The sequence below is a fragment of the Anabaena sp. WFMT genome, assembly GCF_051781005.1.
Lineage (GTDB): Bacteria > Cyanobacteriota > Cyanobacteriia > Cyanobacteriales > Nostocaceae > Anabaena.
The window spans coordinates 203836-218432 of sequence record NZ_JBPWOA010000023.1; the positions used below are offsets into that span (position 1 = coordinate 203836).

Annotated in this window: 13 protein-coding genes; 4 read left to right on the plus strand and 9 right to left on the minus strand. The window is 38.1% G+C overall.

The window, feature by feature from the left end:
* The first annotated feature begins 666 nt into the window (after positions 1-666).
* Complete coding sequence (locus ACSQ6I_RS15500; protein WP_438891192.1) at positions 667-2157, plus strand: aldehyde dehydrogenase family protein; 1491 nt, start codon at positions 667-669, stop codon at positions 2155-2157.
* 255 nt (positions 2158-2412) lie between these two features.
* Positions 2413-3879 (plus strand): D-alanyl-D-alanine carboxypeptidase/D-alanyl-D-alanine endopeptidase, encoded by a 1467-nt coding sequence (dacB, locus tag ACSQ6I_RS15505; RefSeq protein ID WP_438891240.1) that lies wholly within the window; start codon positions 2413-2415, stop codon positions 3877-3879.
* A 2-nt stretch (positions 3880-3881) separates the two neighbouring features.
* On the opposite strand, the gene ACSQ6I_RS15510 is transcribed toward dacB, so the two are convergent.
* Positions 3882-4304, minus strand: coding sequence for a DUF488 family protein (locus tag ACSQ6I_RS15510; protein WP_438891193.1), 423 nt, complete (start codon positions 4302-4304; stop codon positions 3882-3884).
* A gap of 16 nt (positions 4305-4320) precedes the next feature.
* Positions 4321-5124, minus strand: coding sequence for a hypothetical protein (locus ACSQ6I_RS15515; RefSeq protein ID WP_438891194.1), 804 nt, complete (start codon positions 5122-5124; stop codon positions 4321-4323).
* Positions 5125-5678: 554 nt separating this feature from the next.
* Between ACSQ6I_RS15515 and ACSQ6I_RS15520 the strand changes: the two genes are divergently transcribed.
* The gene (locus ACSQ6I_RS15520) at positions 5679-9320 is read left to right on the plus strand and encodes a choice-of-anchor I domain-containing protein (protein ID WP_438891195.1); all 3642 of its coding nucleotides are present in this window, start codon (positions 5679-5681) and stop codon (positions 9318-9320) included.
* A 66-nt stretch (positions 9321-9386) separates the two neighbouring features.
* Here the strand turns inward: ACSQ6I_RS15520 and ACSQ6I_RS15525 are convergent, their stop codons facing one another.
* Genes ACSQ6I_RS15525 through ACSQ6I_RS15555 form a run of 7 tightly spaced genes read right to left on the minus strand, consistent with a single transcriptional unit; the run spans position 9387 to position 13282 of the window.
* Positions 9387-10049, minus strand: coding sequence for a Na(+)/H(+) antiporter subunit B (locus ACSQ6I_RS15525; RefSeq protein ID WP_438891196.1), 663 nt, complete (start codon positions 10047-10049; stop codon positions 9387-9389).
* Positions 10046-10612, minus strand: a complete 567-nt coding sequence (locus tag ACSQ6I_RS15530) for a DUF4040 domain-containing protein (RefSeq protein ID WP_438891197.1) — start codon at positions 10610-10612, stop codon at positions 10046-10048. The genes ACSQ6I_RS15525 and ACSQ6I_RS15530 overlap by 4 nt, the downstream gene beginning before the upstream one ends.
* A complete protein-coding gene (locus tag ACSQ6I_RS15535) occupies positions 10605-10883 on the minus strand; it encodes a monovalent cation/H(+) antiporter subunit G (protein ID WP_438891198.1) in 279 nt (92 codons plus the stop codon). The genes ACSQ6I_RS15530 and ACSQ6I_RS15535 overlap by 8 nt, the downstream gene beginning before the upstream one ends.
* The gene (locus ACSQ6I_RS15540) at positions 10880-11137 is read right to left on the minus strand and encodes a hypothetical protein (protein ID WP_438891199.1); all 258 of its coding nucleotides are present in this window, start codon (positions 11135-11137) and stop codon (positions 10880-10882) included. Before ACSQ6I_RS15540 ends, ACSQ6I_RS15535 begins: the two co-directional genes overlap by 4 nt.
* Positions 11134-11520: a Na+/H+ antiporter subunit E gene (locus tag ACSQ6I_RS15545; protein WP_438891200.1), complete on the minus strand. Its 387-nt coding sequence runs from the start codon at positions 11518-11520 to the stop codon at positions 11134-11136. Before ACSQ6I_RS15545 ends, ACSQ6I_RS15540 begins: the two co-directional genes overlap by 4 nt.
* On the minus strand, positions 11517-12950 hold the full coding sequence (locus tag ACSQ6I_RS15550; RefSeq protein ID WP_438891201.1) for a cation:proton antiporter: 1434 nt from the start codon (positions 12948-12950) through the stop codon (positions 11517-11519). Before ACSQ6I_RS15550 ends, ACSQ6I_RS15545 begins: the two co-directional genes overlap by 4 nt.
* A complete protein-coding gene (locus ACSQ6I_RS15555; RefSeq protein ID WP_438891202.1) occupies positions 12947-13282 on the minus strand; it encodes a cation:proton antiporter subunit C in 336 nt (111 codons plus the stop codon). The genes ACSQ6I_RS15550 and ACSQ6I_RS15555 overlap by 4 nt, the downstream gene beginning before the upstream one ends.
* 178 nt (positions 13283-13460) lie before the next feature.
* Between ACSQ6I_RS15555 and ACSQ6I_RS15560 the strand changes: the two genes are divergently transcribed.
* Positions 13461-14588, plus strand: coding sequence for an ATP-binding protein (locus ACSQ6I_RS15560; RefSeq protein ID WP_438891203.1), 1128 nt, complete (start codon positions 13461-13463; stop codon positions 14586-14588).
* Positions 14589-14597 lie beyond the last annotated feature (9 nt).

Consider the following 14597-nt stretch of genomic DNA (forward strand, 5'->3'; position numbering starts at 1 on the left):
TTTTAAATCTCCAAATGTTTAATTCTTTGGTTGGTCAGTGTTATATTTATTAACAGCAAAAAACTGACTACAAAAAATGAGTTTTGCAGTTGGTAGATGTGATCTTCGCTCTGTAACAGTATTTGTGGAATTGCTAAAAACAACTGTATTACTATTGGTCAGCGGTAAATTTTTGTAACAATACCTAATTTATCTCAGCAAGTTTAAGGCAAAACTATTAAATAGTTAAGGTAATGGTTAATGTCATTTAAAAATATTCTCGAAAAAGAATATGGATTAAATGAACCGCAAAGGCGCGAAGGACGCGAAGGAAGAAAGAAGAAGGAAGAAGATAGAAGATAGTTAATTTATTGGGACAGAACTCTATGCCTTAAACTAAGTCTCTTGTAGGGTGCGTCAGACTCGATAATTTGACACAATTAACAGATTTTCTACTTCTGACGCACCTTATTCAATATGCTGTCCCAAAAGCCGACAATAATTAATTACCGTTGATTCCTATTATGTCCAATTTGTATATAACAGTATTCACTTGAATGAAATACATCATAGCCCCCTTCTCGCTTGCGGGGAGGGGGTTGGGGGTGGGGTTCTTATATCTCGCACTCAACCGAGAACCGCCATAGCACGTAAATTATAGTAATTTCAAATCTGGATGTCTTAAAAATGATAACTCCAATAATCTGCCAAAATTATATTAACGGTGAATGGTTACATGAATCTACTTTAGAAAGTCGCAATCCTGCTAATAAAAACGAAGTCGTTGCTACTTTTCCCCGTTCGGGAATTGAAGCTGTCAATGCAGCTGTAACCGCAGCCCGTGAAGCTTATCACAGTTGGCGTAAGGTTCCCGCACCCGCAAGGGCAGAATACATTTTTCGTGTTGGGGAAATATTACTCCAACATAAAGAAGAATTAGCCCAGTTAATGAGTCGAGAAATGGGCAAACCCTTGACAGAAGCTAGGGGAGATGTCCAAGAAGGTATTGATTGCGCTTTTTATAGTGCAGGGGAAGGAAGAAGATTATTTGGGCAAACGACACCTTCAGAAATGCCTAATAAATTCGCCATGACGGTGAGAATGCCTATCGGAGTTTGTGCTTTAATTACTCCTTGGAATTTCCCGGTTGCTATTCCTTGTTGGAAAGCAATGCCGGCTTTAGTTTGTGGGAATACTGTGATTTTGAAACCTGCGGAAGATACACCAGCTTGTGCAACGAAATTAATAGAAATTTTTGCCGAAGCAGGTTTACCACCAGGGGTAGTTAATTTAGTACATGGTGTAGGAGAAGAAGCAGGAAAGGCTTTAGTTGAACATCCAAATATTGATTTAGTTTCTTTTACAGGTTCTTCGGAAACTGGTGCTTTTGTCGGTGCAACTTGTGGACGCACTCATAAACGTGTGTGTTTAGAAATGGGTGGTAAAAATGCCCAAGTGGTAATGGAAGATGCAGATTTAGAATTAGCACTTGACGGCGCAGTTTGGGGGGCTTTTGGAACAACTGGACAACGGTGTACGGCTACAAGTCGTTTGATTCTGCACAGGGATATCAAAGAGAAATTTACGAATATGTTATTAGAACGTACCAGTAAATTACGTTTGGGTGCTGGTATTGATGCTGATACAGATATTGGTCCGATAATTAATGACAAGCAACTGCAACGGGTTAATCAATATATAGATATTGCCCGTGGGGAAGGTGCAAAGGTTTTAATTGGTGGAGAAATTGCTAAAGAGGGAGATTTGGAACATGGTTATTTCTTTAAACCGACGATTTTAGATGATGTTACGTCTGATATGCGGGTAGCGAGGGAAGAGATATTTGGGCCTGTGGTAGTTTTAATAGAGGTTAGCAGCTTTGAGGATGCGATCGCAATTCTCAACGACACTAATTATGGTCTTTCTTCTTCAGTCTACACCCGCGACATTAATCGAGCATTTACAGCCATGCGCGATATTGAAGCAGGTATCACTTACATTAATGGCCCCACCATTGGCGCAGAGGTACATTTACCTTTTGGTGGAGTCAAACAAACCGGCAACGGACACCGAGAAGCAGGAACCACAGCTTTGGATATATTTACTGAATGGAAGAGTGTCTATGTTGACTTTTCTGGAAGTTTGCAACGCGCCCAAATAGATAACCGTAATTCGTAATTGGTAAGAGCAATTATCAAATATACTAGTAGTTTGTCAAAGACATTTTGACGGATTCAAGACTTAGCCAATTGGCTTGCTTTGTAGGGTGTGGTTCGGCAAGCTCACCAACCACGTCAGACTCGATAATTTACCAACAATCAACAGACATTTGACATCTGATGCACCTGACGACTGAACCCGTCATTTTTGAGTTGACAGACTACTAGCTTTAGTATGTGTAGTTATCCGAACTTAAAATTATCTACAAAAATGATTTACAAAAAAATTTCTATTAGCTTGATGCTTCTATTTATTAGTGTCCAAATTGGTGTTAACCAGCAAATAGCTCAAGCACAAACTCAAACCACACCAGTAACTAATACAAAATACACCTGTCCCTATCAATTAAAATCATCTATAGATGCTGTTGTCAATCGTCCTCAATTTAGTCGAATGCGCTGGGGAATTTTAGTCAAACCCCTGGTATCCACAAAAACTCTTTACAGTTTAGATGCCAATAAATATTTTATTCCCGCTTCTAATACCAAGTTATTTACCACTGCTGCTGCATTGCAAAAATTGGGCGCAGATTTTCGGATTCGTACCTCTATTTATCAAGACAACGATGGTGTTTTACGCGTTGTTGGTAGAGGAGATCCCAGCTTCAAAGATACTCAATTAACAATATTAGCAAAACAACTATACCAAAAAGGTATTCGTGAAGTTAATCAATTAATTGCTGATGATAGTTATTTTCAAGGTGAACTTGTTCATCCTAGTTGGCAATGGGAAGATGTACAGGCTTATTATGGCGCACCAGTCAACAGTTTAATTTTGAATGAAAATGCTTCTATATTAACATTATCACCTCAAAACATTGGGCAACCTCTAAAAATTAATTGGGCTGAACCTGTAGAAGGATATTGGTGGAAAATTGAAAATAATTCTGTCACTACTCAACAAAATGAACCAGGTTTTATTGAAGTTACCCGTGATTTGAAAGGACAAACATTACGGATTAATGGACGGTTGGCTGTCAATTCAAAACCTGATATCACAGCTTTGGCTGTTTTTAATCCCATTGATAATTTTTTAAGGCATTTCCGTCAGAGTTTAGCATTAGAAGGAATTGCTGTTAAACAGACATCTTCTAGCAGTAATTTTAGTAAAAATGAACAAGAAATAGCCGGCATTGAATCTCCACCTTTATCTGAATTATTAGTAGAAACAAATGTAAATAGTAATAATTTATATGCTGAATCTCTACTCAGGACTTTAGCGAGTAAACAAACATTATCAAAAAATCAAACTACTTCTAATGTAGGATTGCAAGTTTTAAAGACTACTTTAACTGATTTGGGAATTGAACCCACAAGTTACATTTTAGTAGATGGTTCTGGATTATCTCGCAAAAACTTAATTAGTCCAGAAGCCTTGGTAAAACTTTTACAAATTATGGGTAAATCTTCCCAAGCAGAAGTGTTTCGCGCTTCTTTACCAGTTGCAGGTATGAGTGGGACTTTAAAAAATCGCCTTCAGAATACATCTGCTGAGAGAATTGTCCAAGCAAAAACAGGCACGATGATGGGTGTAGTTTCCCTTGCAGGATATATAAATGTTCCTAATTATGAGCCTTTGGTTTTTAGTATGATGGTAAATCAATCTGAACAACCTGCAAGTGTGGTTAGACAAGCAATGGATGAAATTGTAGTGTTATTAGCGCAATTAAAGCGATGTTAATCCTAAGTTAGATGTTTTATAGGAATCCTTACTAACTTTTCTAGTTGATTAGCAACATCTACCCGATGGCATCTATGCCAATCTTTTTCAGCACATAGCAATAAAACAGTACCTTTACTAGCAATTTCTGCGACTTCTGCTAATGATTTATTAGCCTCTTCTTTGTCGGGTGGAATCCAATTTGCATTTCCAGATGTATTACCCAGGTGGATTTTAGAAACGTAGTAAATATCTTTAAATATACAAAGTTTTTCAATCTGATCACCGTACCATTTACGACTCCAAGCACGAGGAGTAAATCTGACATCAACAACGCATGAAACTTGAAATTTATCAAGGTATTCTATGAATTCTTCATAGTTCTTCCGATTGCCATAACCGAAAGTAAGAATATAATTATTTAATACTTTTTCTACAAGCGCCATTTTTTATTTTCTCTTATTAGAATAAATTCATTTGCTCAAATTTAAGTTTTGGTGGATAAAATATACCAATAATCATAAAACTGTCTGGATATCTTTGTTGATTTCCTACTATAAAGTATAAATCTTTTTTGTTCATAAATTCATCTTCTAATTTTTGTCTAACTTTTTCTAACGCTTCTTGCTCTCGCTCCTGTTGAATCGATTTTGTAGAGGCATTTCGTGAATTTCTATACAATTGCTGAATTTCCCAATCAATTATGGACAAATTATGGTTACTATCATCATAAGAAACAAAGTTGTAATAGAACTTATAAGGTATTTTTTCAAGATCAACTGGCTTTTTAAATAAGTTAAGTTGGTTTTGAACAGCCTGTTGTTTTTTACTCCACTCACGAGTGTCATCCTTGTAATAGTATTTTTTAATACTTTTAGGTTTAATAATACCAAGGGACTTTCCCTGTTTTTTAATGTCCTCAATAGACTGAAACTCTAAATTATCTAGTAAAACAAGCGATTTTCTCTCTTCCCAGTTATTACTAGTATCAATTTTTCCAAGGATTGTAATAGATTCATCATTTATCCGAAAGCTTTCTTCTCTATTATCCTTTGGGTTTTTCTCTATTTCAGCACTAATAATAGACCATCTTGGATAATGTTTGTCAATTTCCAAAGATCGAAAGCGTATAGGATAAATACGAATCCACTGTAGCGGTTTGTCATTATCATCTAATAAAACTCCTGCTGTACATACTACTTCTTCATACTTCATACTAATTGATGGGTAGGTTTTAGTAGCAATTAAAATTTTTCTTCTTTCCATTGATATCTCACTTTATTCGTGATGTACGTAGTATTAATAGTTGCATAAGTTACGCACAAGCAACGAAAAAACAAACCACAGAGGACGCAGAGGACAAGGAGAAATAAGAGTTTGAGAGTTTTTTGCGTAAGCCTTATATCTTAACACTTTCAAGGCATTTGGTAATCAAGTATACAATATATCCTGTTTTTTTAGAGAAAAACCTCTTCGCGCTCTGCGTGAAACCAAAAAATGTGGTTCATTTAACCGAAAATCGCTGTCCTGGGATTTTTCTATACCCTTTTAACTGTAAGGCTTTGAGGTTAAAGTCGCCAAGATATTTAGTATCATTTTTTCCAAAAATACAAAAAACAGGGAACAGGTATAGAAGTAGGCGAGTCAGAAATATAGTGTATCTCTTGAGTGTAAGTAATACCATTTTAAATTTTAGACATTCAAATTCCAAAAACCTTATTAAATAAGCTTTTTAGGCCTTTATCTGTCTAATTATATTTAAAAACGGTATTCAAACGCACAATAAATCCAGTACTAACAGCAACTATTTGGGGGCTTAAATGAGTAATTTCACTGAAACAGAAGTCTTTAGCTTGATTGGAAGCATCCAAGGATCAGGTGCTGAAATTGTTGCCCATGATCAAGAAAGTCAGCGCCTTTTTGTGACTACAGGTGGATCTATCGAAATTTTCGATATGTCCATTCCTAGCCTGTTACAGAAGGTAGGGGAAATTGATATTACCGATTTAGGAGCTAACGTTAACAGTGTTGCTGTTAAAAATGGCCTTGTTGCCGTAGCCATAGAAGCCAATATCAAAACCGATCCTGGTACTGTGGCTTTCTACGATGTAAAAGGGAACTTCCTTAACTCCGTGGAAGTAGGCGCACTCCCTGATATGTTAGTCTTTGCGCCCGATAGCACTAACTCCGCAGCCCTATCTACATTTACCTTTGCTGTTGAAGACTTTACCGGCAATGATGGTCGAGTTCTTATTACTCTGAAGCAAGTGGGGGCTGATGTTGAACTCACTGCTACAGTTGATGATACAGTAAATCCTGGTGATATTGCGGGGATATTTTTCCACCTCGAAGATGAAACTCTCATCTCTAACCTGAATATTTCAGGATCAGATATCAAAGATATTGAAACAGGCTCAGATAGTGTTATCAATGTGAACGGCATTAATCTGAATGGCCGTCCCAGTATTAATCTTGGCCCCTATGATGTGGGTATTCAGATTGGTGAAAAAGGTGGTCAGGACTTTGTAAGTTCTACCACTCTGACCATCTCCAACGTTACTCTAGATCAGTTTGCGGGACAAAGCTTTGGAGTTCGTTTACAGAGTGTTGGAGCTAGTGGTAGTGGTAGCAGTAAACTTCAGGGTATTGCTGATATCTCTCAATCTACCCTGTTGGTAGCTAATGAAGGGGAAGCTGACAATGGTATCAATCCAGAAGGATCAGTCAGCATTATTAATATCTTTGGTCAAAATGCTGCTAGTGTCAGTGTTACTAACTTAGACTTTAATGCCTTCGATAGCCAAGCTGATGATTTACGGACAGATGGAATTCGGTTATTTCCTGATGTAGTTGCTAATCCCGGTACTGATGAAATCAGTGTTTCTCAGGATTTAGAACCAGAATATATTGCAGTTACACCCGATGGTACTAAAGCTTGGGTGACGTTACAAGAAAATAATGCGATCGCTGTTATTGATTTAGCTACATCTACAATTGAAAAGCTAATTCCTTTGGGACGTAAGGATCACAGTCTGACTGGTAATGGTTTGGATGCCAGTGATGATGGTGTGATCAATATCCAAAACTGGCCGGTGGAAGGACTATACCTGCCAGATGCCATCACTTCCTTTGAGTCCAATGGTCAAACATACTTCATCACTGCAAATGAAGGTGATGCTAGAGATGAAGAGATTCGTGTCGGCCAAACGGAAGTTCAACTGATCAACTTAGGGGGAGCTACCGCAGGCACATTTGCCCTCACTTTTGACAATGCAGGAACTCTAGAGACTACTACAGACCTGGACTTTGATGCTACAGCCGCAGATATTGAAGCAGCTCTAGAAGCGTTAACTGGCATTGATCATGTAGAAGTTGAAGCAGTAAGTGGTGGGTTTGAGATTGGCTTTATAGGTAATCTGAGCAATACCGATGTAGAACTATTAGCGATCGCTGATAATACCCTCATTGGAGGCACAACCGCCACTGTTGAAGTCCTGGAAACAGCCTATATTCTTGATGAAACAGTCTTCACCAAGGCTCTGGAATTAAAGCACGAAGAAAGCCTCGGTCGTCTGACAGTTTCTAAAATTGATGGAGACACAGATGGAGATGGAGACTATGACGAGATTGTTGCCTATGGTGGTCGTTCCTTCACCATTTGGGATCATGAAGGCCATTTAGTATTTGATAGTGGTGATCAGATTGAGCAAATCACAGCCCAATTCACTGAAACATTATTTAATGCTGATGAAGCAAATGCAGATGAGTTTGACACCCGATCTGACAACAAAGGGGCTGAACCAGAAGGTGTCACCATTGGTGAAGTTGATGGCAAAACCTATGCATTCATTGGTTTAGAAAGAAGTGCCGGTGGCGTAGTGATCTACGATATTAGCGACCCCACTCAACCTGATTTTGTCCAGTATCTACAGAATGCACCAGATGATATTTCACCAGAAGGACTTTCCTTTATATCCGGTGCAGACAGCCCCACAGGTCAACCTCTATTAGCGATCGCTAATGAAGTCAGCAACACTATTAGCCTCTTTAGCGTTGGATCTCCAGGAGTAACACCAGTAATTGAAGATTCTGAATTTACCATTATCGAACATATCACCACTGGTACTATTGTCAGCCAGATATTTGTCATAGATTCCGATGATGATGACGATGATGACGATGACAATGACGATGACGACAACGATACTGACGATAATGTAAAATTTGTCATCATTAATGGTAATCGGGACTTTGATGGAGATGGCAAGAAAGCATTTGCTATCAATAACAGTGGTGAAATATATATCGAAGATAGTAAAGAAGTGGATTTTGAATTTAATTCCATTTTCAATCTTCAGGTTGCCGCAGTAAACTCTTTTGGGTTAAGCAGTGTCGCTAATGTCACGGTTAACCTAGAAGACACAGATATTGATTTTAGCCAAGGTAGTCAAAATCAAAACGGTATTTTCTTATTTCAAGAAAGTACAACCCTCGAATTTTCCATCACCGAAGTCAACACCAGCTTTACCAACCAGATATTATGCTACGTCATTGATGATGAAGATGGCGGTATTTTTGATGATGATGGCATCAAGATTCTACCCGGTGATACTAACTACCTCCAAACCATTATTTCTGAGCAACGCTTTGAATTCGGTTACACCAGCATTATCAGTTCCGTTTTTGCCAGCGATAATCCTTCTGGCTTACCCAGTGGTTTTTCCTTTGCAGAACAAACCCGAAGCATCGAAATTTCTGGTGGTAGTCGTTTGGGCTTCTTACTTGTTGCTGATGGTACTGTGGAAGAATTACGGGCTGGCAAAAATCGTTCAGTCTTCTTCTCTAACAGCAATGGCATTTCTGCCGAAGAGTTTCAGAAAGATAGCTTTAGCCTCAAGTTTAAAGACAAGGATGATGATGACATTTTCGATGCTGTAAAACTCAAGGTTAAATCATTACCTCCCGGTCAGGCGAAAAAGGGTATAAAACTACAACGTCAATCTGGTTTATCAGTTCTAGATTTATCAACTGAAACTACTTCCTTAGACGTTAAAATTACCGTAAACAGTGAAGCAGCATTTAGCAACTTTGTGGGCTTCTACATTACTAATGAGTTTGGTGATGTATTAGATCAAAATGGTAATGCTATTGCCTTACTTGGGGATGAAAATTATGCCCAAGCCGTAATTCAGCAGAGACTAGATATTTCCATCACTCAGTCAATCAGCGTGTTTAATACCACTCTGCAAGGCGGTTTTATCTTAGCACCGTTTCTCATTGCTGATGCTAATCCAGATACTATTACTGACTACAGCAGAGTATTTACATCCTTCCTGGGTTCTAACTCAGATGGTTCAGACCACGTGCGTTTACTAGGTGACAATACCTTTGGCATTGAAGATCAGTTCGGTGGTGGCGATTTTGACTATGATGACTTGATTGTCAAATGTGAGTTTGTCTAATAGAACTTAGATTTACTCTAGGGGTAATTCATGAATTACCCCTAATTAATCCCAAATTTGATTCCATCACAACAAACCCCGATAACGAATAAAAATTAAAAGTACCGCCCAAGATCCTAACGCTACCTTAACAGCAACTAGGATATTTAATATAGGAAGAATCCCACCACTAAATAGCGTTCCTAACTCCCCATGTGGTAACTCTATTCCCGACAAAGTGATCACCGCTAAAACAATGAAAACCAAAACTGAAACCTTCTCCCAAATAGCAGCGTGCCAACGTTGGTAAATATCCTGCATCCATTGGTATGATGAAGTGATTGCTATTAATCCAATTGCTGTTCCACCGGCGACACCAGCAGCAAAACCACCCCCAGGACTCAAATGTCCTCTAATTGCTAATTCAATACCAACTAACGCCGCAATTGTCGCCCCCAGACGAGCTAAAATGATGGATGGTTGATCTTTGAATTGATAAATTGTGCAGGATGGATTTTCATTAGCAAGTAAAAAATTAGAGCCGAGAATGGCTATTGTAAATACAATCACTTCAAAAATAGTATCATATAGCCGATTTCTGAAAATAATCCCTGATACTGCATTGGGAACACCACTTTCTTTAACCACAGTTTCCACAATGGAAATATCAGTTAAGTTTGCTTCTGCATCAGGTATAATTAACATTTTTAGAAACAAAGCTATTCCTGCTAAAATGTAAACCCATTTCATAAATGTTTTTCCTCTGAATCTAAAACATTGACATAGTTTAAAATTGTGTTTGGTGATGAAAGTTCGCTTTCTATGATGTTATAGATGCGTTGTACTCGGATGTCAGTTTGGTAGGTTTCCTGAATTTGGTTATTTCCTAGCAATGGCACACAAGTAGCATGAACTTCTTTTTCCATTAAAGCCTTTTGCAAACATTGATTATTGCTGTAAGGTACGACTTCCAAACGCATATAATGTTTGCTGAAAATGCTACGAAGGTTGTTTATAAGTTCTTGAAAATTGCTATCTTGATTTTTTTCTATTGACTGTTTTTCAATCACACCCAGACGCATAACTAAGGATGAACGTACCGCCACAGCATAAAGAGTAATAGATAACATTGTCCCCATTAATGCTTCTGTTAAAGCCACATCTGCCGCACCTAAAACTGCGTCTACCATTGCAGCTACTGCACCTAATACTCCACGAATAACTAAGGCATGATAGGGGTTAACTTGAGTTACTAACATCCCCGCAGTTAAGGGTAACAAGGCAATAATTAAATAGAGATAGGTATCATTCATTTTTCGCCTCTTCCGTGGAACAGTATGCTAATACATAACCCAACATGGTATTCCAAATTGCTAAGGAAATAATGCCAAGAATAAGTAGTGGCCATTCACTGGGGATTTTGAGTAATAGTCCGATGATAATAATCATTGAACCCAGGGTATCAGCGACAGAAAGACCATGTAATTTGAATAATACTGATCTGTCGCTAACTAGATGAGAAGTTCCCCAAAACCAAAAAACTATGCCTATGCCAATACAGGTATAACTAATAATGTTGATCATGCTTCACTCAATCTCCTCAAAATATGTGCTAATAACATTAATCCAGCGTTTCCTACACTCAAAATAATCGCTGCGACTACACCAATCATCCAATCGTCTCGCCAAACAGATATCACAAGAATCATGATTGCAACTTTGCTGGAAATACTGCCAAAGGCTAACATTTTCTGCCAGGTATCATCACTTTTCCAGGCTTCATAAATGGGAATGAGTAAAGCTAAAATCATTGCCATTAAAACTATTTCTAAGTTCATAAATGTTTTTTACTCGGTTTAATTTGATGGACTTCATACCAGCCTTCTTCGTGGTATTTCAAAACGATTGTTTTAGGTGTAAAGGTAATTAGGAATATATCTAGAAAAATCAGAAGTGGCGAACGCTTTGGTTTCACTTTTTCCATAATAATTTCTTCTTGATTATGGGGACGCAATATAATTTTAAATGCCTCCATGAAAGCCACTGGAATGGTAATAAGGATTTGACGGATTACCTTGATCCATGCTTTAAATTTTTCTGGTGATGTGTAACCACGCGGTAAAATCAGGGAAATAATTACACCGATGATAATATTTGTTAAACTCACATCAGAGGTGAGTAAAAACCAAATTGATAATCTTAATATCAGATGTCCAATCATGCTAATGCCATCCAAAATAGCAATATTAAAGTTAGACTCATTACTCCAATTAAATGCTCAAATTTCTCGAATACACGGGGGAGATATATTGCTAACCGTTTGCAAATGAAATGATATGCTAACCAACCAACGGCGATAATTGCAATTGCTTTGGTAATATCGGCAATGTTATAAGCTTGGAAATATACGATATTTGATACAAATAAACTAGTGATTAAAAGGATTATTGCTGTCCGAAAACCGGGTTTAGCTTTCTGTGCTGCGTCTTGTTTATGGGGTAGAAAAATGAATTTGGCAAAGGCTATTGCTGTTCCGACTGCGGCAATATTCATGGCTATAAATTGCCAAGATTCTATATTTTTTAGGGTTAACACCTTGGCTGCAAAACCAGATAACAAAGGAAAACCAGAAATTGACAAGCTCGCTATAACTAGGACAATCCAAATGTTAGTATTAATGGGTTGATTTTGCAGTTCCTTAAAATTGCGGCTGGGTAAAGAACCCGTAGTCAGAAATAAAGATGATTTTACCAGTCCATGAGTTAGGGCATAAAAGCCTCCTACTTCAGGTGCGGCAAGAATCCAACCTAACTGGGAAATAGTGCTAAATGCTAACAGACGCTTGGTATCTTTTTCAAAGATGGCATAGAATACACCCATCAAAGCCGTAGCAACACCCAAAATCCTGATGATGGTATCAATTTCTTCGGAAATGGCAGCGCAACGCAATAAGGGTAAAACACTGGCTTTAACGACAATACCTGAAAGCAATGCGGAAACTGGTGTTTCTGATTCTGAATGAGTTAAAGGTAGCCATAATCCTGAAACAAAAATCCCAGCTTTGATTAATAGTCCTAGAAAAATTAATGCTAGTGCTTCTGGTGGTGAACCCTTTAAACCTGCAAAACTAAAGGAATGATGTGTTTGATAAACCAGCACCGCACCCACCAGATAAAATAACATGGCTGTGTTGCTGACAAAGAGATAGCGTAAACCTACCCAAATGGAGCGATCGCTCCGGGGATATGCAATCAATAAAAAAGCAGCAATACCGCTGACTTCTAAAGCCACATATAAACTAATGAAATCTGCACAGATAAAGGCAGCATTCAAGCTCCCATGCACAATAATCATCTGGGCATAGAAAAAAGCCGTTTTATCACTACCCCAACAGTAGAGGACTACAGCCGCCGTTACCAGAGCATTAGTTAAGATAAAATAGGCACTTAACTGGTCAGCGACTAAAGTGATCCCAAAACTATCCAGTAAATTCAGATTTAGAGGTGATGGTTCTAGAAATAGCTGCACTGCATAAGCCGCAGATGCGATCACACCCCACAGTGTCAGATGTCGGTTAAGTTTGGGGACTAGAAAAATAATGAACCCTAGAAAAAATGGAATCGCAACCCAAGCAATGGTAATAGTATTCATGGCGTATTATTGTTCTCAATCTCGTTGCTTTCCAACGTCGGATTATCCCGTGCCAACTTCATGACACCAACTAGCATCAAAGCCTGAATCGAAAAACCGATGACGATCGCTGTTAAAATCACTGCTTGGGGAACAGGATCAGCGTAAGCAACTTTTTTTACCTCAGAAATAATGGGAGTAAACAATCCCTCTCGTGATGCAATTAGCACATAAAAAGCAATCACCCCCGTACTCATCACATCCATTGAGACAATCTTCATCACCAGGTTTTTTTTCAGAATGATACCGAAAAATCCGCACAGTATTGTTGCCAGTACGCACGCTTCTAACACGGTAATTACCTATTTAATAAGGGATAAGGGATATATCCCCACTCAAGGGGGGATTTGGATATTAGGTCGTTTTTCAGTTGTCTAGAGTGTTAAATTATTAATAGCACGAATTCTTAGTGCTATTACACGATAAGCACTAAATTATTCAAATAGTAATCATAGTTACACCAAATGATTTATGTTTTCTTTAATAGCGCCAACCACAACTAGAGACGAGAAACCCGTGAACTTGGATTTATCTACTTCTTTACAATTAATTGGGCGTTCCCTAGAATTTCAGCGCATTGTAGAAATACTGACCCAGGATGGTGACTTGCTGATTACCGGAGTACCTGGAAGTGGAAGACGGACTCTAGTCAGGATTGCAGCGCAAGAAGTGAGCGCCGTTGTTTTGGATATAGACTGTATCCGTGCTACAGATGGGGAAAGATTTCTGCACTTACTAGCAGAAGCGATCAACCAAAACTGGGAAGCAAAAAAAATCGAAAAATGGGTTAACCAGAGTGCAAGTGAGTTTTTTATTTTTAATCCTGAAAGTAAACTGAAATTATTACATTCCCTAAATCAAAAACAGCTATGGCAAGCATTTATAATCTTGCTTGAACTATTGCAAATCATGGCTAATGATTTAGATCAGAGAGTAGTTTTAATTTTGCAAAGTTTCCCGCATATTCGCTCTTGGGATCGTCATAGTTTATGGGAATCAACATTTAGACAAGAAGTTAAAGCCCATCCTCATGTTAGTTACGTTTTACTGGCGACAATTGGCGAGACAAGCAATCATGCAGATGAGCATAGCTATCCGCTAGAAACAATCCAATTAGCTCCTTTAGCCAAAGATGTTTTAGCATTGTGGGCAAGAGAAATTTTACATACAGAAAATCTTAAATTTGATCCTCATTCCAAAGCATTACAAATATTCTTAGATGCAGTCCAGGGAAACGTCGGTGATGCGATGACATTAATTCGCCGATTATTAACTTTGCAACATCATCAAGGGTTAATTACTGAACAAGAAGTACAGCAAGTCATTGAAGGAATACTCAAAGATTTATCTATGACTTATGAATCTTTATTAATGTTACTGCCTGCAAGTCAGATACATCTTTTAGAATGTTTAGCGATTGATCCTACAGACAAACCGCAAAGTAAAGAATATATCCAAAAACATGGACTTTCTAGAGGTGGTAGTCTCCAAGGTGGTTTAACTGGGTTACAAAATAAAGGTTTAATTTATAATGCTGAACAGGGTTATCGGTTAGCTTTGCCTTTATTGGCTTTATGGTTAAGACAAAGATTGAATTAATCAATAAAA